Source organism: Nocardiopsis moroccensis (assembly GCF_055763695.1).
This window is the reverse complement of sequence record NZ_CP199747.1, coordinates 5,005,654-5,025,388: the sequence shown is the minus strand read 5'-3', so window position 1 is coordinate 5,025,388 and position 19,735 is coordinate 5,005,654. Positions and strand designations below refer to the sequence as shown.

The window sequence follows — 19,735 nt, the reverse complement described above, 5'->3', positions numbered from 1 at the left end:
ACAGGAGGGTTCCAGGGTTTTACGGACTCCGGGCCGGTCTCCAGGGCTCAGGAGCCCAGTGCGGCCGCCTCCCGGGCGAGTTCGGTGACCGTGTCCCAGCGTCCCCCGGCGACCAGGTCCGCGGGGGTCAGCCAGCTACCGCCCACGCAGCCGACGTTCGGCAGGGCGAGGTAGTCCGGGGCGGTCCGGGCGGTGATGCCGCCGGTGGGGCAGAACCGGAGCTGCGGCAGCGGCCCGTTGAGGGACTTCAGGAACGCCGCCCCGCCGGAGGCCTCCGCGGGGAAGAACTTGAGCTCGGTCAGGCCCAGTTCCAGCAGGGCCATGGCCTCGGACACCGAAGCCACCCCGGGCAGGGCGGGCAGGCCGGTGTCGGCCATCGCCCGGGCCAGGTTCGGGGTGCACCCGGGGCTGACCAGGAACCGGGCCCCGGCCTTGGCGGCGGCCGCGGCCTGCTCGCCGTTGACGACGGTGCCCGCGCCCACCACGGCCTCGGGCACCTCCTCGGCGACACGCTCGATCGCGGAGAGGGCCGCCGGTGTCCTCAGGGTCACCTCGATGCCGGGCAGGCCGCCCGCCACCAGGGCGCGGGCCAGCGGTACCGCGTGCTCGACCTCCTCGACCACCACCACGGGCATCACCGGGGCGAGGGCGAGGACGTCCGCACCGGAGCGGGGGAACGTCGTCATGGCTGTCTCCAAGGGGTCTCGGGTCGAAGGGGCGATGTGTACGGACGCCTCGCGGACGGAGTCACGGACGGAGGGGCTCAGTGGCCGAAGACCCCGGCCCCGGTCTCGGCCGGTCCGACCGCTCCGCGCAGGGCGGCGAACAGTTCGCGGCCGGTACCGGTGGAGGAGTCCACCGTGGGCCGGGCGTCCTCGCGGCCCTCCAGGTCGGCCAGGACCTCCAGTGTCCCCTTGACCGCGTCCAGCCTGATGATGTCGCCGTCCCGGACCCGGGCGAGCGGTCCGCCCGCCTCCGCCTCGGGGGAGACGTGGATGGCCGCGGGCACCTTGCCGGAAGCACCGGACATGCGGCCGTCGGTGACCAGCGCGACCTTCTGGCCCCGGTCCTGGAGGACGGCCAGCGGCGGGGTGAGCTTGTGCAGTTCGGGCATGCCGTTGGCGCGCGGGCCCTGGAAGCGCACCACCGCCACGAAGTCTCCGTCGAGCTCGTCGGCGGTGAAGGCCGCCTGGAGCTCGGCCTGGTCGGCGAACACCCTGGCGGGGGCCTCGACGACGTGCCGCTCGGGGGCCACCGCGGACACCTTGATCACGGCTCGGCCGAGGTTGCCCGCGAGCATACGCAGCCCGCCGTCGGGGGCGAAGGGGTCCTCGACCCCGCGCAGCACCGTCTTGTCCGAGCTCTCCACGGGACCGTCCACCCAGGTCAGCGTCCCGTCCTCGGCGAGCTGGGGCACCTGCCGGTAGCGGTTCAGCCCCGGCCCGGCAACCGTCTGGACGTCCTCGTGCAGCAGCCCCGCGTCGAGCAGGGTACCGATGAGGAAGGCCATGCCGCCGACCTCGTGGAACCGGTTCACGTCGGCGGCGCCGTTGGGGTACATGCGGGTGAGCAGCGGCACGGCCTCCGACAGGTCGGCGAAGTCGTCCCAGGTCAGCTGGATCCCCGCCGCGTGGGCGATGGCGACCAGGTGGAGGGTGTGGTTGCTGGAGCCGCCGGTGGCCAGCAGGGCGACCACCGCGTTGACGACGGCCTTCTCGTCGATCTGCTCGCCGACCGGGTTGTGGTGGTCGGTCAGGGCGGTCAGCCCGAGCACACGACGGCCGGCCTCCGCGGTCAGGGCCTCGCGCAGCGGCGTGCCGGGCTGCTCGAAGCTGGCCCCGGGCAGGTGCAGGCCCATGACCTCCATGAGCATCTGATTGGAGTTGGCGGTGCCGTAGAACGTGCAGGTACCGGGCGAGTGGTAGGAGGCGGACTCGGCCTGGAGGAGCTCCTTGCGGTCCACCTTGCCCTCGGCGAACTGCTGGCGGACCCGCGCCTTCTCCTTGTTGGGCAGACCGGAGTGCATCGGCCCGGCCGGCACGAACGCCACCGGGAGGTGGCCGAAGGACAGGGCCCCGATGAGCAGGCCCGGCACGATCTTGTCGCACACGCCGAGCATGAGCGCGCCGTCGAACATGTCGTGGGACAGGGCCACGGCGGAGGCCATCGCGATGACGTCCCGGCTGAACAGGGACAGCTCCATGCCCGCGCGGCCCTGGGTGATGCCGTCGCACATGGCGGGCACCCCGCCGGCGAACTGGGCGACGCCGCCCGCCTCGGAGACCGCCTTCTTGATCAGGGCCGGGTAGGTCTCCAGCGGCTGGTGGGCGGAGAGCATGTCGTTGTAGGCGGAGACGATCGCCAGGTTGGGGGTGACGTCACCGGCCAGGGAGAGCTTGTCGCCGACCCCGCAGGCGGCGAACCCGTGCGCGAGGTTGGCGCAGCCCAGGGAGGTACGGGCCGGCCCCTGGGCGACGGCCTCGCGGATGCGGTCGAGGTAGGCGGAACGGGTCCGGGCGCTGCGCTCGGCCAGGCGCCGGGTGACCTCGGCGACGACCGGGTGGGTCTTCGCCCCTGCTCCCGGGGCGCTGGTGCTGGGGGTGTGCGCGGTCATGTCTGCTCCTCTTCGTGCCACATGCGGCCGGTCCGGCTGATGAGCCGCTGTGCTCCTGCGGGGCCGGAGCTACCGGCGGGGTAGGTTTCGGGTGCGGTACCGAGGCCGTTCCAGGCCTCGATGATGGGGTCCACCCACCGCCACGCGGCCTCGACCTCGTCGCGGCGCATGAAGAGGGTGGAGTCCCCGGCCAACACGTCCATCAGGAGCCGCTCGTAGGCCTCGGGCGAGCGGGTGGCGAAGGTGTCGGCGAAGCTGAGCTCCAGCGGAACCGGCCGCAGCCGCAGCGCGCCGGCGCCGGGCGTCTTGGTCAGCATGGTGAGGTGTATGCCCTCGTCCGGCTGGAGGCGGATGACGAGGCTGCCCGCTCCGGGGGCGGTGGCCGCGCCGGGGAAGATCGTGTGCGGGACGTCGCGGAAGCGGATGACGATCTCGGAGCGGGCGTGCGACATGCGCTTGCCGGTGCGCAGGTAGAAGGGGACGCCCGCCCACCGCCAGTTGGCGACCTCGGCGCGCAGGGCCACGAAGGTCTCGGTGTCGCTGGCCGGAGGGCCGCCCGCCTCGTCCAGGTAGCCGAGCGCCTCGTCACCATGGACGGTGCCGCGGGTGTACTGGCCGCGGACGGTGTGCTCGGCGACCGCTGACCCGGAGATGGGTCTCAGGGACTGGAGGACCTTGAGCTTCTCGTCCCGGACGGCGTCGCGGTCGTAGCTGGCCGGGGGCTCCATGGCCGTGAGGCAGAGCAGTTGGAGCAGGTGGTTCTGCACCATGTCGCGCATGGCGCCGGAGGAGTCGTAGTAACCGCGCCGACCGCCCACTCCCACGGTCTCGGCCGCGGTGATCTGCACGTGGTCGATCCACCGGGAGCTCCACAGGGGTTCGAGGAAGACGTTGGCGAACCGCAGCACGAGCAGGTTCTGCACGGTCTCCTTCCCCAGGTAGTGGTCGATCCGGTAGGTGTGGGCCTCGTCGAAGACCGCCCCGACCTCGTCGTTGACGGCCTGGGCGGAGGCGAGGTCGCGGCCGAGGGGCTTCTCCATGACCACGCGGGAGTCCGGGGTGACCAGGCCGGCGTCGCGCAGGCCCCGGCAGATGGCGCCGGAGATCATCGGCGGCACGGCGAGGTAGAAGACGCGGTCGCGTCCGGGGGTGAGCGCGGCGGCGAGGTCCGCCCAGCCGGCGGGGTCCCCGCCGACGTCCACGGTCACGTGGGAGAGGCGTCCGCGGAAGCGGCGCAGGACCTCGGGTTCGACGACCTGGACGGCGCTGTGGCCGCGGACGGCGGAGGACGCCTTGTCACGCAGGTCGGCGTCGGTGAGGCCGTCGCGGGAGACCGCGATGACGCGGGTGTCCCCGACCAGGTGGCCGTCGCGGTCCAGGAGGTAGAGGGAGGGGAGCAGCTTACGCATGGACAGGTCACCGGTTCCGCCGAAGACCACCAGGTCAGTGGGACGGGGGTCGGGCTGCTGCGACATTCGGTTGGCTCCTGCGGGAGGGGAGGTGAGCGGCGGGGGCTCCGGGGACGGGGCCCGGGGCTCCGGGCTGTTGCCTGGGGGACTTACGGCCCGATTTCGACCCTAATCGCACTATGGTAAAAAACCAAGCACACTTCAGAACATAAATTTACATAAGTGAACGGCCTTCGAGGCTCCCAGCCGAGTGAATGGTTCAATGAGGCATGGCCAGAACCCCCGGACGCTTGTCCTCCACCGCCACCAGCGGGCACATCCTGGAGATGATCCGCACCGGTGCCGCCGCCAGCCGGGCGGAGATCGCCCGCGCGACCGGCCTGTCCCGACCCTCCGTGGCCCTGCGGGTCACCGAGCTGATCGAGAGCGGGCTGGTCACCGAGGGGACCCGGGCGGCCTCCAGCGGGGGACGGCCGCCCACGCTGCTGGAGTTCAACGCCTCGCACGGGCTGATCCTCACCGGCGCCCTCGGCATGGCCCGCAGCCAGGCCGCCGTGTGCGACCTCGACGGCCGGGTACTCGTGCGCGCCCCGGGTTCCCCCGAGATGGAGCAGGGGCCCGACGCCACCGTCCCCTGGCTGCTGGACACCTGGTCCGAGCAGCTCCGCGAGCTGGGCCGCTCCCCCGAGGACGTCCGCGGCGCCGGCATCGGCCTGCCGGGCACGGTGGAGTTCCACACCGGGCGGGCCGAGGACCGCCCCTTCCTGGGCAAGTGGGCGGGCGTGGCCCTGGCTCCGCTGGTCGCCGAGCGCTTCCCGGTCCCGGTGACGGTGGACAACGACGTGAACGTGATGGCGCTGGGAGAACACATCGCGGGCGGTCACGGTCACACCGAGGACATGGTGTTCGTGAAGGTCTCCACCGGGATCGGCGCCGGGCTGGTCTCCGGCGGCAACCTGCTGCGCGGCGCCCTGGGCGCGGCCGGGGAGCTCGGCCACATCCCCGTGCGCGACGGGGGCGGCCTGCCGTGCCGCTGCGGCAACACCGACTGCCTGGAGGCGGTGGCGGGCGGACGCCGCCTGCTGGTCCGCGCGGCGGAGCAGGGCCGGCAGGTGTCGGGGCTCAAGGAGCTGGTGTCGTTGGCCGCGGAGGGCGATCCGGTCGCGGTCACCCTCGTGCGCGGGGCCGGTCGGCGGTTGGGCGAGGCGCTCGCGGGCGCGGTCAACCTGCTCAACCCGGAGCTGATCGTGCTCGGCGGCGACCTGTCCGAAGCCTACGACCACCTGGTGGCGGGGGTGCGCGAGGCGGTCTTCCAGCAGTGCACCGCCCTGGCCACCCGTCAGTTGCGGATCGTGTCGAGCTCCCTGTGGGACGACGCCGGTGTGCGCGGCTGCGCGGCCGTGGTCAGCGAGGAGATCCTCTCGCCCGAGGCCGTGAACAAGTTCCTGGCCGGTTAGGCCCGCCCCAAGACGCCTTCCGGCGGGGCCCGGGGAAGAGGGACCGACCCGGGAGAAACGGCCGGAAGGGGGCGGTCGGACCGGGGCGCCGTCCACAGCCTGTGGACAGGCACGTTTACCCGGCCCGGGTGCGGGCAAGCGGTAGACAGGGCGAAGTGTCGACAATGCCCCCGTCCGTACTGACCTGCGAAGGCGCCGTCCCCACGAGCGCCCGCCCCGTCGTGACCCTTGACAACGAGTACTCATCTGCCGAATAGTCACGCACCCGAGTACTGACCAGTACCCCCGCACATCCCCGTCACCCCGTGGCCATGCCCCGTGCGGCCCCCCGCCCGGAAAGGTCTCCCGTGGAAATGCTCACCAACGACGCCGCGCTCATCGTGCTCGGCGCCGCCATCAGCCTCGTCACCAGCGTGGTCGTGACCGCCCTGCACGCCCGGCAGATCCGCCGCTCCGAGCTGCGCACCGCCACCCGCACCTCCGCGCGCAACCTCACCAGCGCCTTCATCGCGGAGCGCGACGGCACCGCCGAGGGCGCCGACTTCCTGAGTGAAGCGGAGCTCACGGTCATGTCGATGACCGACCGCAAGGCCCGCGAGCGGCTCAGCCGCGTCGTCCGCCTGCTGCGCGAACACGAACTGCCCGAGGTCGAGCAGTTGAGCGGCGTCAACTCCGCCGCCGCCAAGCGCGTCCTGTGCGACCACGCCCTGGACGTCCTCGGCGCCCACCTGCGCGCGGACCGCCTGCCCGAGGTACCCGACGTGATGCGCAGGATGCTGAAGGTGGAGGAGGAGGCCCTGAGCATCCACTCCGGCGAGGCACCCAAGCCCAGCGCACCGATCGAGAAGAGCCCGGTCACCCCCCGGCCGCGACACACCGGCACCGCGAAGGCCACCGGTGGCACCGGCAGTACCGGCGGCACCGCGCGCAAGACCGCCAAGACCACCAAGACCGCCGCCAAACCGAGCGGGAAGAGCGGCGGGCGCACCACCGCGACCGCCACCGAGGAGGAGCCCAAGAAGGAGAGCGCCTTCTGGGACGACTGATCCGGACAGAGGACGACAACGCATGATCTTTGCGTCGAACACCGCTTCACCGGAGGGAAACCGTGTTTCACCGGCGGGTCAGAGGTGATTCGCGCGGGTGCGGATGAGACAGTCGGACAGGAAAGCCTCGGACGACTGCCCTCGGCGAAGGAATTGTGCGGCGTAATTGTGGTCAGGAACCGCGCGCGTGGACAACCCGAGCGCGCACTCATCGGGAACTTCACCTAGGATCACTGCCACGCGCGGGTTCCGGTATTCTCAGCGCCCTCTGGCCGCTGCCGCTCCAGCTTTCCTCACGGATTCGCCATCCCCCCTCGGTGACTTTTCGGCCAGGATTCCGGTCCGCCCGCGCGCATCCCCCGCGCGACCTCCGCCCCTCTCGGACACGGACGCGTGACCCGCCAGGGTCGGTGTCCGGCCGTTGGCACACCCAGCCGTCCGAACTCACCGAGATTGTCACTATGCCCGCTGACGAGAACCCCGCCGATCCCGGCGCGGACCACACACCAGACCAGACCCCCGAGCACCCTCCCCGGACCGAGAGCGCCGGGGAGGAGGCCGCCGAGCCCGACACCGAACGGTCCGCCGATGCGGGGGAGAGCCCCGAGGCAGAGTCCCCCGAGGAGGACGCGGCTCGGTCCTCCGGCGAGGATCCCGACCGTGACGCATCAGCCGCGGACGGGGAGGACTCCCCGGAGACCGTGGTCATCGACACCGGGGTACCGGTCGAGACCACCGCGAACACCGGGGCCGGGTCGGAGTCCGACGGGGATACGGAGCCCACCGCCGAACCCGCTGCGGCCACCGTGATTGGAACGGATGCCACTGTCGGGCCAGACCCGGGCGGGGCGGGCGCCGGGGCCGGCACGGTCGAGGACGGCCCTGCGCAGGACGGCGCCGCAGGAGAGGGCGCTCCGGAGGCCGGAGCCGGAGCCACCGGGAAGAAGCGCAGACGGGGCCGTCTGCGCAGGGTCGCCCTGTGGACCTCCGCGACCCTGGCCCTGGTCATGTGCGCCGGCGTGGCCACCGCCTACGGCTACTACCAGTACCTGCGCTCCGACATGGTGCAGCACGACATCGGTGCGCTGCTCAACGAGGAGGAGCGTCCGGACAAACTCAACGACGCGGTCAACATCCTCTTCATCGGCTCGGACGGGTACGAGGAGGACAGCCCCGCCTACTCCACGGAGTTCGAGGGCGAGCGGTCCGACTCCCTGATGCTGGCGCACATCTCCCCGGACAACCGGGCCTCGGTGATCAGCTTCCCGCGCGACTCCCTGGTCCAGCTCCCGGAGTGCGACGCCTACGGTGAGGCCCAGGGGACCTACGGTTACTTCGGCATGATCAACGCCGCGATGTACCACGGCGGCCCTCCCTGCGTCGTGCGGACCATCGAAACCCTCACGGACATCCGGGTCGACCACTTCGTCCACCTGAGCTTCGCGAGCTTCCGGGATGTGGTGGACGCCATCGGTGGTGTGGACATGTGCATCCCCGAACCGATGCAGGACCGCCGCGCCAAACTGGACCTCGAAGCCGGCGAGCAGACCCTGGACGGGGACGAGGCGCTGTCCTTCGTCCGCGCCCGGTACGACATCGGTGACGGCGGCGACATGGGACGCATCGACCGGCAGCAGATGTTCCTCGCCGCGCTCGCGGACCAGGTGACCAGCAGCGACGTGCTCACGAGCCCGGGCAAGCTCAACGGCATCCTCCAGGCGGTGGTGCGGCACAGCGCCACCGACCGGGAACTGACCCTGGACCGGATGCTGTCCGTGGCGGTCACGATGGCCGACGTGGACCTGGCCGACATCGAGTTCCACACCGTGCCCTGGTACCAGGCGCCCTACGACCCCAACCGGGTCATGTGGAACGAGGCGGAGGCCGCCGAGCTGTTCTCCGCGGTGCGCGAGGACCGCAGCCTGCCCGAACTGCTCGCTGCCGACGACGCGTCCGCCCCGCAGGAGCCGCCGACGGCCGAGCCGACCCCGGCGGACGCGGAGGCTGCCGCCGGAGAGGGCGATGCCATGCCGGACACGCCCGCCCGACCGGGCGTGGGCCGGGACGCCACGTCCGATCCCTGCCAGGACGGTCTCGGCTTCGGCACCGGCGAGAACGACTGGTAGCCGGACACGACCGACAGCACGAGGCCCCCGCCGCGCGAATGCGGCGGGGGCCTCGTGCTGTCCGCTGGGGCGCAGGGCCCGCTCTCCCGGGACCGGGGGTGTCGTCACGGTCCCGGGAGGGGGCGGATGCCTCGGGCGGCGGGGTCTGCGCCCTCCCGTCGGTACGCGCCGGGGAACCCCCACAGTCCCCTGGCGCCCCGGTCGACGGGGGTGGTCCCGCGCACCGCCCGAGGCGGTGTGCGCCCGCCATGACCGGCGGGCGCACGTTCTGGGGCTAGGACAGCTCCGGCAGGTCCTCGCCCAGCAGGTCACCGGCGGGCAGCTCCTCGGCGAGGGGCAGCTGCTCCACCGGCAGCAGGTCACCGGTGGGCAGGTCGTCGGTGGGCAGTTCCCCGGCCAGGGGCAGCTGCTCGGTGCCGACCTCGGGGGCGTCCAGCTCCGGCAGGCCCTGGACGTCGACCAGGTCGCCGCCGGGGGTCTGCGGCAGCAGGCCACCCTCCAACCCCGCCTCGGCACCGCTCATCGGCAGGGTGTCGTTGACGTCGCTGGGCAGCAGGGTGGTGAGCCCACCGGTCAGGTCGGCGTTCTCGCCCGCGTCGAGCCCGACCGGGTCGCTCATCGGAACGGTCTCACCGACCTGGGCGAGGTCGATGTCGTCCAGGCCCACCAGCTCGGGGTTGGCCTCGTGGAGGCCGCTGCCGACACGGTCGCCCAGTTCGGCGGCGGTGTCGTTGACGACATCCGTGCTCTGCTCCAGGGAGAGCGGCGACTCGGGGTGGCTCAACGGCAGGGTCTGGCCGCCACCGTTCAGGCCCAGGCCGTCGAGCAGGCCCGCCCCACCCAGCAGGGTGGAGACCGGGTCGACCGACCCGCTGCTGAGCGGCAGGGTCTCGGTGGCGCTGTCCAGCTCCAACGGGCCGACGCCGGTGGAGTTGTCCTCACCGGTCTGGAGCGGAGCGTCCGCGGAGATGCTGTCGCTGGAGACGGTGTCGCCGACCACGTGGCCGAGGGGGCCGCCGTCCTGGCCGGACTGGTGCTGCAGGTCGGGCTGGGCGGAGAGCTCGCCGGGCTGGACCTTGATCAGGTCGCCGACGGGCGAGGTGACGCCATCGGTCAGGGTGGACGGAACCTGGCTGCCCAGGTCGCCCAGGGGGAGGCCCTCCGTGGCACCGCCGAGCGCGTCGGCCCCTGCGACACCGGCGCCGAGGGCGACGAATCCGGCGGCGCCGGCGGCCACCAGCAGGGTCCGGGCGGAGGTACGGGCGGTGTGGAACATGGAATGTCCTTCCGGAGTGTGTGTTCGGTTCGGGGGCGCGACGGAGCGGGTGTCGTGCCCCGGTGGTCCGGTTCCCTGGCCAAGGGTTCCGGGCCTGGTGGTCGTACGGGTGAGCTCTCCGGCCGGTGAACCCCGCCGCCCCTGGCGGGGGCGGGTCGGGTTCGGGCCGGAACCAGTCGGTCGGTCTGGCGGACCACCGGCTGACGTGAACCTCGCGAACGAGGTGCGGGGCTCACGTCAACCCCCAGGTGTCACTGGGTAGCGGGTGTCGCTGGGAGGGCGCCGCTCGAAGGGGCGCGCGGAAAGCGGACGCGTGCGGCGCGCGGGGCTCGGGGCCTGCGGTGCGGGACGCGTGTCCGGTGGTGCGCTAGTCCGGGGAGAAGGTCGGCTCGTCCGCGGAGTCGGCGGGGGCCGAGCGCAGGACGTGCCGGGCGGCCTCGAACAGGCCGGGGGCGGGAGCCGGGGATCCGGCGGTCTGCAGGTAACCGGCGACCGCGGGGGCGGTGGCGCCGCCGACGGCAGAGGTACCGTTGGCCACGGTGGTGACCGTCTCGGCCCCGCGGGGTCCGGTGTCAACGGTTCCGCCCTGTTCGCGGGTACCGGTCTCCTCGGCGGAGGGGTCGGTCTGCGGACGCGCCGTGACGGGGGCTCCGTCCGCGATCCGCTCGTCCACCGCCGGCTTCTCGGCCTGCGCGCCGGGCCCCTGCTCCTGGCGGGGCTCGGCGGGGACGTCCGCGGCATCGCCGACCGGGGCGGGTGCGGTGACCTGCTCGGGGACGGGGATGACGGTCTCGGGCAGGTCCTCGGGACGCGGCAGGGAGGTGTCCCGGACCGTTTCACGGACCTGCTGGACGGGTTCGGCCGCTTCGGTCTCGACCGCTCGGGCGGTCTCGGCTGCTCCGTCCAGTGCCCTGTCGGCCTGCCTCGCTGCCTGGTCGCCCACGGCGGTGACCGCTCCGCTGATCGAACCGCCGAGGGTCTCGGCGCTTTCAACGACGGTCTCGCCGGGTAGGGCGTTCCCGGTGACGGGTACCTCTTCGGCGTGCGCCGGGATCGCGGCTGCGAGCCACACGGTGAACAGGATTCCGGCAACCAGACCGGCGAGCAGCAGGGCCCGCCGGAGTGCTTCCGGCCACACGGCGGGACGGACGCCGATGGCGCCGACCGTACCGTGGTATCCAGACACCGGGAGGTTTCCTTCCGCTGTGGGGGCGAGTCCGCCCCGGCGAAGTGCCGAGGAGCGACAACATCAGGGGTGCGTGCGAATAGCACCGGAAAACAGGGGTTACATGCGCTGGACGCGAGGTCAGAGAGGCCTTCGTGCGCCGACTGACCGTGACGTTAGCATGAATTGCCGAGCCGCCGCCCCCGATTCCCGGGGAATTTCCGGGCTCTCGGACAAGCTTCCTAGCAGCCAGATGTGGCAAACCGGGAAAAAACCAACGACAATTCAACTATTAGCCCTCAACCCCTCAACGGCTCTGCGGAGGTTGACCCACACATGACCGAGATCCCCCAGAGCCACCGGTTGTCCCCCAGGCCCCTGGAGGAGCTCCTCTCCGAGGTGCACTCCCAGATGAACCCGGGGCTTTCCGCCCAGGGGAGGGTGCACTCCCTGCTCCAGGCGGTCCTGGCCATCGGTGGTGATCTGGATCTGGCGACCGTGCTGCGCCGGCTCACGGAGGCCGCCGCGCACCTGGCGGAGGCCAGGTTCGCCGGTCTGGGTGTGATCGGTGAGGACGGGAGCTTCACCGAGTTCATCCCGGTCGGGCTCTCCCGGGCACAGGCGGAGCGGATCGGCCGTTTCCCGCACGGCAAGGGGGTGTTGGGCGCGCCCCTGTACGAACGAACCGCGCTGCGCCTGTCCGACCTGCGCGACCACCCGGACTTCGGCGGGTTCCCCGAGGGGCACCCCGCGATGTCGAGTTTCCTCGGTGTGCCGATCCAGGTGCGCGGCGAGATATTCGGCAACCTCTACCTGACGGAGAAGGAGAACGGCGGGGAGTTCGACGAGGAGGACGAAACCATCGTCACCGCGTTGGCCACCGCCGCGGGCGTGGCGATCGAGAACGCCCGCCTTTACGAGGAGACCCGGCTGCGCGAGCGGTGGCTGGGCGCCTCCACCGAGATCACCACCCGGCTGCTGTCGGGGGCCGACACCAATGAGGTACTGGCCTTCATGGCGGCCCAGGCCAGGGAGATCGGCGGTGCGGACACGGCGGTGGTGATGCTGCCTGACCCGCACGCGCGGGGGCACCTGTTCGCGGAGTTCGCGGACGGCCCCATCGCCCAGGAGATCCTGGGGACCCCGGTGGAGATCCACGACTCCGTCTGCGGGCTGGTGTACGAGACGGGTGAGGCCACCGCACTCCCCGACCTGCGGCTGGCCAACTGCCCGATGCTCACCCACCGGGGTTACGGCCCCGGTCTGCTGGTGCCCCTGGGAACGCCCGGGAACACCCGGGGGGTGCTGCTGCTCGGCAAGCTCGCCGAGCGGCCCCCGTTCGACGAGAACGTACGGCGCATGCTGCACGCCTTCTCCGTGCAGGCGGGGGTGGCCCTGGAGCTGGCAGAGGCACGGCGGGACAGCGAGCGGATCGTGGTGCTGGAGGAGCGGGACCGGATCGCCAAGGACCTGCACGACGTGGTGATCCAGCGGTTGTTCGCCTCCGCGATGACCCTGATGAGCACGGTCCGGCTGATCGGCTCCCCGGAGGCCGAGGAGCGCGTCCAGAGCACCATCGACGAACTGGACGGCACGATCCGGGAGATCCGGTCGACCATCTTCGACCTCCAGAACCCGCCGAGCCGGCGGGACACGTCGTTGCGCGGGAGGATCCTGCGGCTGGCGGAGAGCACCGCGCACAGCCTGGGGTGCCACCCGGGGGTGAGTCTGGACGGGCCGATCGACGCGTCGGTCCCGGACGAGGTGGGCGAACAACTGCTGGCGGTCCTGGGCGAGGGCCTGACCAACGTCGCCCGGCACGCCCGGGCCACGGAGGTGCACGTCTCGGTGACGGTGGAGGAGAGGTCCGCGACCGGACGGCCCACCACCCTGGCGCTCACCGTCACCGACAACGGGGTGGGGCTTCCCGAGGAGGGACGCCGGAGCGGCCTGCGCAACCTGGACCAGCGCGCCCGGGCCCTGGGCGGCGTGTTCAGCGCCGGCAGGGGCTCCGGCGGCGGCACCGTGCTCGTGTGGAAGGTCCCGGTCGAGGGCCCCGCGAGCTGAGGAGGGCCCCGGGGCCGAGGGGTGTCGCGTCCCTGCGCGGCCCGGACTGCCACGAGGGCCGGGCCGCCCGTCGGCCCGTGGGAGGTGGACACCGGGAACGGGTCACGAGACGCAACGCAGTCGTGACGAAACTACGCAACGAAAGCAACCCCGCTCGGAGCGGCGGTCCCGGCGGCACGGGGTGAAACGTTTGCTGCCGGACCGCGGTCGGCCGTCCACAGGCTGTGGACGGCCGACCGCTCATCGGTGGGCACGGTCAGGCGCGGGGACCGGGTCCCGAGGCGCGCGGGGCGGGCCGCACGACATCCTCGGAGGGGACGGTCAGCAGGCGGATCCCATGCGCCGCGACGAACGCGCACACCAGGGCGACCACGCCGCCGAGCCAGCCACCCGCATAGGACTCGCCCATGAACGAAACCCCCACGATCGCCGCCGCGACCGGGTTGGCCAGCGTCGTGACGCCCAGCGGAGCCCCCAGGTCGACCCCCTGGTAGGCGGCCTGGGCGAGGAAGAGCCCGAGGACCGCGATCACCGGGGCGGCCAGCGTCGCGGGATGTGCCATCCCGGCCGGCGCCCCGTCCCCGAAGGCCCACACGGCGGTCTTCACCGCCGCCGAGGAGACCCCGAAGGCCACACCGGCGGACGCCGCCAGCAGGTAGCTGCGCCAGGCCGGTGACGGAACCCGGCCCGCTGCCCAGGCGACGGCGGCGAGCAGGGCGACGGTCCCGGCGCCCACGAGCACCGAGCCCTCGGCGGACAGCACCCCGCCCTGGCCGCCGGTGACCGTGACCGCGAGCAGGACCCCGAGCGCCACCGCCGTGTAGGCGGTGCCGCGCCACTCCGCCCGGGTCACCCGGCGATGCGCGAGCCTGGCCGACCAGGGAACGCCGAAGATCAGTACCAGGACGCCGAGGGGCTGCACCACGGTCAGCGGCGCGAAGCTCACCGCGGCCACCTGGAAGCCGGCGCGGCCCCCGTTGAACACCAGGGACACCCACCAGAGCGGGTGTCGGAGCAGCGGCCCCAGTTGACCGCGTCCGGTCAGTGGTCCGGTGATACGGACGGCGAGCCTGCGCTGGGCCACGGCTGCGGCCGTGTAGGCGGCGCAGGACAGAACACCGAAGGTGATTCCGAGCCACACCCCGTAGGACGAAGCGGTCATATCGACCATCCTCCCGGCACCTTCCCGCTCAGGACAACGGGGGCCTGAGTCCCGTTGGCGGGCCTGGTCAGGGGCGGCACGAAGACGGTACGGCTCCGGTCGGTGCGCGGCACACCCGGACGGTGCGGGCCCGGCCGGTGCGCGTCACGCGAGAGCGGCGCGGGAGAGGGGAGCCCCGCTGTGCCGGAGGTCCTGGGCGGCCATCGCGCCCCGGGCCCCACGGAAGTACCGGTTGGCTCCGGGCAGGAAGGCGGACACCGTCGCCACCACCACAGCCCCGACGTAGACGAGCGTGTGCGCGACCCGGACGAGGAGGACGGCACCGTGGCCCTCGTAACCCAGTCCGACGAACACCCCGAACCCGGACAGCACCCCGAGCCCCATGGAGACCAGCACACTCGCGAGCCCCACCCCGGTCATGAGCACCACCAGGGTGATCCGCGCCCACCCGTGTCCCCGGGAGAACCAGGCGACCAGGAGCGCGGAGAAGGTGTAGAGCAGCCCGCGCGTGACCAGGGCGAGCCACGGCACGGCCCCGCCGTCGGCCAGACCGGGGGCGACGGCGAGGGAGGTCTCGGTGATCCCGGCCGCGATCGCCACCGACCACAGGATCGTGGCCCAACGCACCGGGTTCGGAAGGGTTCTGTCCATACGACCCAGGTTCGCGCGCGGGGGCAGCCTTTTCCATGGTGGTGATACCACCACCTCCCGGGGTGCGCGCTCCCCGTCCCGCACGCTCCCGCCCCGGGGCAAGGGCCACCGACCCCGCGCCGGAGCGGGACCGCGGTGTCCGGCCCCGGGCGGGCCGGATCACGGCGCCCGACCCCCTCGGTACAGGGCGGACACCACCCCCTCGATATCGGGTTCGCGCAGGGTCAGGTCGGCCACCTCGTGTTCCCGGGTGACCGCCGCGATCACCCGGGCCGGGTTGTCCGCCAGCTCCAGCCACTGGCGCGGTCCGTCCACCCGTACCGCGGTGGCACCCGACACCTCGATGGCGGGCGCCGGGGCCACCAGATCGACCACCAGCACCCGCGGGGTCGGGACGGTGGCGCGCAGCTCGGGCAGGTCCCCGTCGAAGGCCACACGGCCGTGGTCGATCACCATCACCCGGTCGCACAGCCGTTCCACGTCACCGAGGTCGTGCGTGGTGATGAGGATGGTGGTGCCCCGCTCCCGGTTGACCCTCAGCAGGAACTCGCGGATGGTCGACTTGCTGACCACGTCCAGCCCGATGGTCGGCTCGTCCAGCACCAGCAGGCGCGGGGCGTGCAGCAGTGCGGCGGTGAGGTCCCCGCGCATCCGCTGGCCCAGGCTGAGCTGGCGTACCGGGGTACCCAGGAACGGCCCGAGTTCCAGGAGCTCGGTGAGTTCGGCCAGACGCTCGGCGTGCACGGCTGCGGGCACCCGGTACAGGTGCCGGGTGAGGGTGAGGCTGTCGCGCAGCGGCAGGTCCCACCACAGAGTGGTGCGCTGACCGAACACGACGCCGATCTCCCGGGCCAGGCGAGTGCGCTGCCGGGACGGTTCCATCCCGGCGACCCGCACGCTGCCCGAGGTCGGGGTGAGGATGCCGGTGAGCATCTTCATGGTGCTGGACTTCCCGGCGCCGTTGGGGCCCAGGTAGCCGACGATCTCCCCGGGCCGGACGGTGAAGGTCACGTCCCGGACGGCGCTGACGGTGCGCCTGGTCCTGCGGAGGAACCGGCCCTCGGAGCGGACGAAGTCGCGGCCGAGCCCGACCGCCTCGATGATCGGTCCGCCGTCCCCGTCGGCGGCGGCCTCGCCCGCTGTGCTCTCGTGGGTGGGCATCGGTCAGCTCCCGGTGGATCGGTAGTGGCGCAGGCCGAGCCGCCAGACCAGGGCGGCCGCCAGGGCGAGGACGACGGCGACGAGGGGGCCGAGGAAACGCAGGGCCCCGGGGAGGCCGGTGGGGTCGGGCCGGTCCAGGAGGTAGAGCGCGGGCTGCCAGCTCACGAAGGCCAGCGGGACCACGAAGGTCACCGTCCGGACCAGGCTCCGGCCGTAGATGGCGATGGGGTACTCGGTGAGCGCCTGCCCGCCGTAGGTGAGCGAGTTCGCGGCCTGGCGGGCGTCGAGCACGAAGAACTGGAGGCAGCCGCCGAGCAGCCACACCGAGCAGCAGATGACGACCCCGGACACCACCAGGACGGGGAGCATCAGCACCCGCCCCGCGGTCCAGGCGACATCGCACACGGCCAGCACGAACACCAGCACGACCAGCGCGGGGACGGCCTTGCCGAGACGGCGCGGGGAGAACTGGTCGGTGGCCAACTGGACGAGCGGCGGGACGGGGCGGACCAGCATCGTGTCGAAGCTGCCCGAGCGGATGTGCTCGCCCAGCCGCTCCACCGACCCCATCAGGAAGTCGGCGGTGCCGAAGGCCGTGGCGGCCAGCGCGTAGACGAGCAGGCCCTCGTACACCGAGAACCCGGCCAGGGTCCCGGCGTGGCCGAACACCACCGCGACGGCGCCCATCTCCGCCAGCGAGCTGAGCGCCACACCGAAGGTGAACAGGGACAGCGCCATCGGGTACTGGGCGACCGCGCGGCACCAGGTCCAGGCGAGCAGGACGTAGGCGCGCAGGGCCGGGCGCACCTGGCGGAGGAGGCCGTCGCGCGGGCCGGGACGGGGCCGACGCGGGAGGCGGGGCGTCCCCGGGGCGTTCGCGGGGAGGAGGTCAGCCACCCTGGACCACCACCTTGCGCATGGCCAGGGTGGTCAGCCGGGCGGCGAGGGCGAGCAGCACGACCGCCCACCCCGCCTGCAACAGCAGCCCGCCGTACACGCTCCCGCCCGGCAGGGTGTCCTTGCCGAGGAGGACCTCCGCGGGGATCTGCACCATCGACGCCCACGGCAGCAGCCGCAGGACCTCGGCGGCGGGGGCGGGGAAGAGGGTGAGCGGAAGCAGCATCCCGGCGGCGACCGGCCCGACCGGGCCCATGACCGCCCACACGCCCCGGGTGTCCATCAGCCAGAAGCCCACCACCGAGTACAGGTAGCGCAGCGCGAAACCCACCACCGTGGCCAGCGCGAACGACAGCAGGGTGAGCGCCCAGCGCAGGGCGTCGCCGGGCAGGGCGAGCGTGAACAGGAGGGCGCCGAGCGCGAAGGTGGGCACGCTGCGGAAGAGGAGGTCGAAGGTGGCGCGGCCCAGGTCCTGCGCCAGCCACCAGCCGAGCAGGGAGACGGGGCGGAGCAGGTCGGTGCCGACGGCGCCGGTGCGGATGCGTTCGCTGAGTTCGAGGGCCGGTCCCATGATGGCGAGGGGCGCGATGAGGGCCTGGGCGACGTACACCTGGGTGACGGCGTCGGCGGCGTCGTAGCCGTTGATCTCCGGGCGGGCCGCGAACAGGGCGAGCAGCACCATGGCGTTGATGACGCCGAAGACCGAGTTGGTGAGGATTCCGGCGACGGCTGCCGCACGGTAGGTCGAGTAGCGGCGCAGCCCGCGGGCGTACACCGCGCAGTGGACACGCACGGGCGTGGCTCCCTGGCAGGTGGAGAACGTGCAGAAGGGTCCGGTCGCCACCGCGAGGGGCCCGGGAGGGCTTCGGGGGGACACGGGTCCGGCACGTCCCTGGGCCACGGGGCCAGGTCCGGGTCGCCGCGAGGAAGCGACGTTAGCACAGGGCGCGGGCGGGTGGGGCGGGTTCCGGGCAGTGGACGGACAGCGGGGATGTTCGGGGCGTTCGGGCAGCACGAAGCGGGCGGGGCACGGGCTCCCCCGTATCGACGGTAGGCCGCCGGAGGGCTCCGGGGCCAGGCCGGTATGTCGACCTGTGGACAACTCGGCCCGGTCGACGCGCCCCGACCGACTCGACCCGGCTGGTCGGCCCCGCCCGGGATCGCTCAGCCGCGCCCGGCGAAGGGCATCTCCCGGGCCATCACGGTGACGGTCGGGACGTTCACGTCCGTGGGCAGGGAGACGATGTGCGCGATGGTGTCGGCGACGTGGGCGGCGTCGATGGTGGGTTCGGGGCGCACCGAGCCGTCGGCCTGGCGGGCGTTGGCCCCGAACCCGGCGGTCATCGCGGTGGCGGCGTTGCCCACGTCGATCTGGGTGCAGGCGATCCCGTAGCCGCGCAGGTCCAGGTTCATGGAGGCGGTGAGCCCGCTGACGGCGTGCTTGCTCACCGTGTACGCCACACTCGACGGCCGGGGCGCGTGCGCGGAGACGGAGCCGTTGTTGATGATCCGGCCGCCTCCGGGTTCCTGCTCCTTCATCATCCGCGCGGCCTCACGGGCGCAGTTCAGCGAACCGGTGACGTTGGTGTCCAGGACCTCGCGCCAGTCCTGGTCCCCGATCTCGTCCACCGAGGCCGCGGGCCCGAACACCCCGGCGTTGTTGAAGAGCACGTCCACCCGGCCGAAGCGTTCGCGGACCAACCCGAACAGGGCCCGGACCGACTCGGGGGAGGTCACGTCCGCCTCGGCCACCGTGGCCCCGGGGCTCCCGTCCGCGGTCTCCGTCAGGCTCTCCCGGCGGCGCCCGGCCAGGACCACCGAGTGGCCGTCCCCGAGCAGCCGCCGCGCGGTCACCCGACCGATCCCGGCGCCCGCCCCGGTGATCACGATGACTTTGTGGTCGTTCGCGGTGTTCCCGGCAGTGTCCACGGTCGGCCCCCTCGTTCGTCCCAGCCTTCGGCCCGGCAGGGAGGAGACTACCGATGGCGGTTGCCGGGCCATCCACCGGACCGTGGGCGGCGGGACGGCCCTCTTTCGCTCACCGCGGCGGGCCGGAGCGGCCCGGCCGGTCCCTCAGGCCCCTTCCGCCGCCTCGAAGAACCACGCCACCGAGACCGCTCCGGGGTCGAGTACCTCCTGTGCCCGCTCCCCCAGGTAGCTGGCACGGCCGCGGTGGGCGATCATGCCGCTGGTCGAGTCGGCCCCGGCCCGTGCGGCGCGGGCCGCCCCACGTACGGCCTCACGCCAGGAGCGCGTCTCGGCCGAGGTGAGCGCGTCGGTGGCCGGGGCCATCGCGTCCACCATGGTCTTGTGCCCCACCTCGGCCTTGCCGAGCCTGCGCACCGCGCCGGTCGCCGTTTCGAAGGCCTTCCCCAGGTCGGCCACGCTCCACGGCGCCGACGGCCCGGCACCCAGCCGCCCGAACCACAGCCCGAACAGCGGGCCGCTCGTCCCGCCGGAGGCCAGGAAGGCGTCCGAAACGGCCTGGAACACCTCCGCCGGATCCTGCGCGCCGCTCTCCTCCAGGCCCGTGCGGGCACGTTTGAGCGCCGAACTGATGTTCCAGCCGAAGTCGCCGTCACCGGCCTGTCTGTCGAGTTCGGTGAGCTCGTCCGCGTCCGCGACCACCCGGTCGGCGAAGGCCAGCAGCCAGGCCCTGGCCTGTGCTCCGGTGAGTTCCGTCCCGTTGTTTGCCGACATCTGC

General features: G+C 72.6%; 16 protein-coding genes. 4 read left to right on the top strand and 12 right to left on the bottom strand.

The window, feature by feature from the left end; genetic code table 11:
• Positions 1–47 precede the first annotated feature (47 nt).
• From eda to zwf, 3 genes are all read right to left on the bottom strand, one after another.
• Positions 48–686 carry a bifunctional 4-hydroxy-2-oxoglutarate aldolase/2-dehydro-3-deoxy-phosphogluconate aldolase gene (eda, locus tag ACUKCB_RS22260; protein ID WP_473037541.1) on the bottom strand — a complete coding sequence of 213 codons (639 nt, stop codon included), beginning with the start codon at positions 684–686 and terminating at the stop codon, positions 48–50.
• A 77-nt stretch (positions 687–763) separates the two neighbouring features.
• Positions 764–2,614: a phosphogluconate dehydratase gene (gene edd / locus ACUKCB_RS22255; protein ID WP_473037540.1), complete on the bottom strand. Its 1,851-nt coding sequence runs from the start codon at positions 2,612–2,614 to the stop codon at positions 764–766.
• On the bottom strand, positions 2,611–4,089 hold the full coding sequence (gene zwf / locus ACUKCB_RS22250) for a glucose-6-phosphate dehydrogenase (RefSeq protein WP_473037539.1): 1,479 nt from the start codon (positions 4,087–4,089) through the stop codon (positions 2,611–2,613). The genes edd and zwf overlap by 4 nt, the downstream gene beginning before the upstream one ends.
• Positions 4,090–4,292: 203 nt before the next feature.
• Between zwf and ACUKCB_RS22245 the strand changes: the two genes are divergently transcribed.
• The 3 genes from ACUKCB_RS22245 (at position 4,293) to ACUKCB_RS22235 (ending at position 8,652) form a co-directional block, all read left to right on the top strand.
• Positions 4,293–5,480: an ROK family transcriptional regulator gene (locus ACUKCB_RS22245; RefSeq protein ID WP_473037538.1), complete on the top strand. Its 1,188-nt coding sequence runs from the start codon at positions 4,293–4,295 to the stop codon at positions 5,478–5,480.
• Positions 5,481–5,833: 353 nt separating this feature from the next.
• Positions 5,834–6,526: a hypothetical protein gene (locus ACUKCB_RS22240; RefSeq protein ID WP_473037537.1), complete on the top strand. Its 693-nt coding sequence runs from the start codon at positions 5,834–5,836 to the stop codon at positions 6,524–6,526.
• A 461-nt stretch (positions 6,527–6,987) separates the two neighbouring features.
• Entirely contained in the window at positions 6,988–8,652 is a 1,665-nt protein-coding gene (locus tag ACUKCB_RS22235) for an LCP family protein (protein ID WP_473037536.1), read from the top strand.
• 274 nt (positions 8,653–8,926) lie between these two features.
• On the opposite strand, the gene ACUKCB_RS22230 is transcribed toward ACUKCB_RS22235, so the two are convergent.
• The gene (locus ACUKCB_RS22230; protein ID WP_473037535.1) at positions 8,927–9,928 is read right to left on the bottom strand and encodes a hypothetical protein; all 1,002 of its coding nucleotides are present in this window, start codon (positions 9,926–9,928) and stop codon (positions 8,927–8,929) included.
• A gap of 367 nt (positions 9,929–10,295) precedes the next feature.
• Positions 10,296–11,114 (bottom strand): prolipoprotein diacylglyceryl transferase, encoded by an 819-nt coding sequence (locus ACUKCB_RS22225; RefSeq protein ID WP_473037534.1) that lies wholly within the window; start codon positions 11,112–11,114, stop codon positions 10,296–10,298.
• 315 nt (positions 11,115–11,429) lie between these two features.
• Here ACUKCB_RS22225 and ACUKCB_RS22220 point away from each other — a divergent pair, with 315 nt between their 5' ends.
• The gene (locus ACUKCB_RS22220; RefSeq protein ID WP_473037533.1) at positions 11,430–13,160 is read left to right on the top strand and encodes a GAF domain-containing sensor histidine kinase; all 1,731 of its coding nucleotides are present in this window, start codon (positions 11,430–11,432) and stop codon (positions 13,158–13,160) included.
• A gap of 256 nt (positions 13,161–13,416) precedes the next feature.
• On the opposite strand, the gene ACUKCB_RS22215 is transcribed toward ACUKCB_RS22220, so the two are convergent.
• The 7 genes from ACUKCB_RS22215 to dhaL all read right to left on the bottom strand — a co-directional run bounded on the left by ACUKCB_RS22215 (position 13,417) and on the right by dhaL (position 19,731).
• Positions 13,417–14,322, bottom strand: a complete 906-nt coding sequence (locus ACUKCB_RS22215) for a DMT family transporter (RefSeq protein ID WP_473037532.1) — start codon at positions 14,320–14,322, stop codon at positions 13,417–13,419.
• A gap of 144 nt (positions 14,323–14,466) precedes the next feature.
• On the bottom strand, positions 14,467–14,973 hold the full coding sequence (locus tag ACUKCB_RS22210) for a hypothetical protein (protein ID WP_473037531.1): 507 nt from the start codon (positions 14,971–14,973) through the stop codon (positions 14,467–14,469).
• Between the two features lie 159 nt (positions 14,974–15,132).
• Positions 15,133–16,134, bottom strand: coding sequence for an ABC transporter ATP-binding protein (locus ACUKCB_RS22205; protein WP_473037530.1), 1,002 nt, complete (start codon positions 16,132–16,134; stop codon positions 15,133–15,135).
• Between the two features lie 3 nt (positions 16,135–16,137).
• Positions 16,138–17,031, bottom strand: a complete 894-nt coding sequence (locus tag ACUKCB_RS22200) for an ABC transporter permease (RefSeq protein WP_473037529.1) — start codon at positions 17,029–17,031, stop codon at positions 16,138–16,140.
• On the bottom strand, positions 17,024–17,824 hold the full coding sequence (locus ACUKCB_RS22195; protein WP_473037528.1) for an ABC transporter permease: 801 nt from the start codon (positions 17,822–17,824) through the stop codon (positions 17,024–17,026). Before ACUKCB_RS22195 ends, ACUKCB_RS22200 begins: the two co-directional genes overlap by 8 nt.
• A 371-nt stretch (positions 17,825–18,195) precedes the next feature.
• A complete protein-coding gene (locus ACUKCB_RS22190; protein WP_473037527.1) occupies positions 18,196–18,960 on the bottom strand; it encodes an SDR family oxidoreductase in 765 nt (254 codons plus the stop codon).
• Positions 18,961–19,104: 144 nt separating this feature from the next.
• A complete protein-coding gene (gene dhaL / locus ACUKCB_RS22185; protein ID WP_473037526.1) occupies positions 19,105–19,731 on the bottom strand; it encodes a dihydroxyacetone kinase subunit DhaL in 627 nt (208 codons plus the stop codon).
• Positions 19,732–19,735 lie beyond the last annotated feature (4 nt).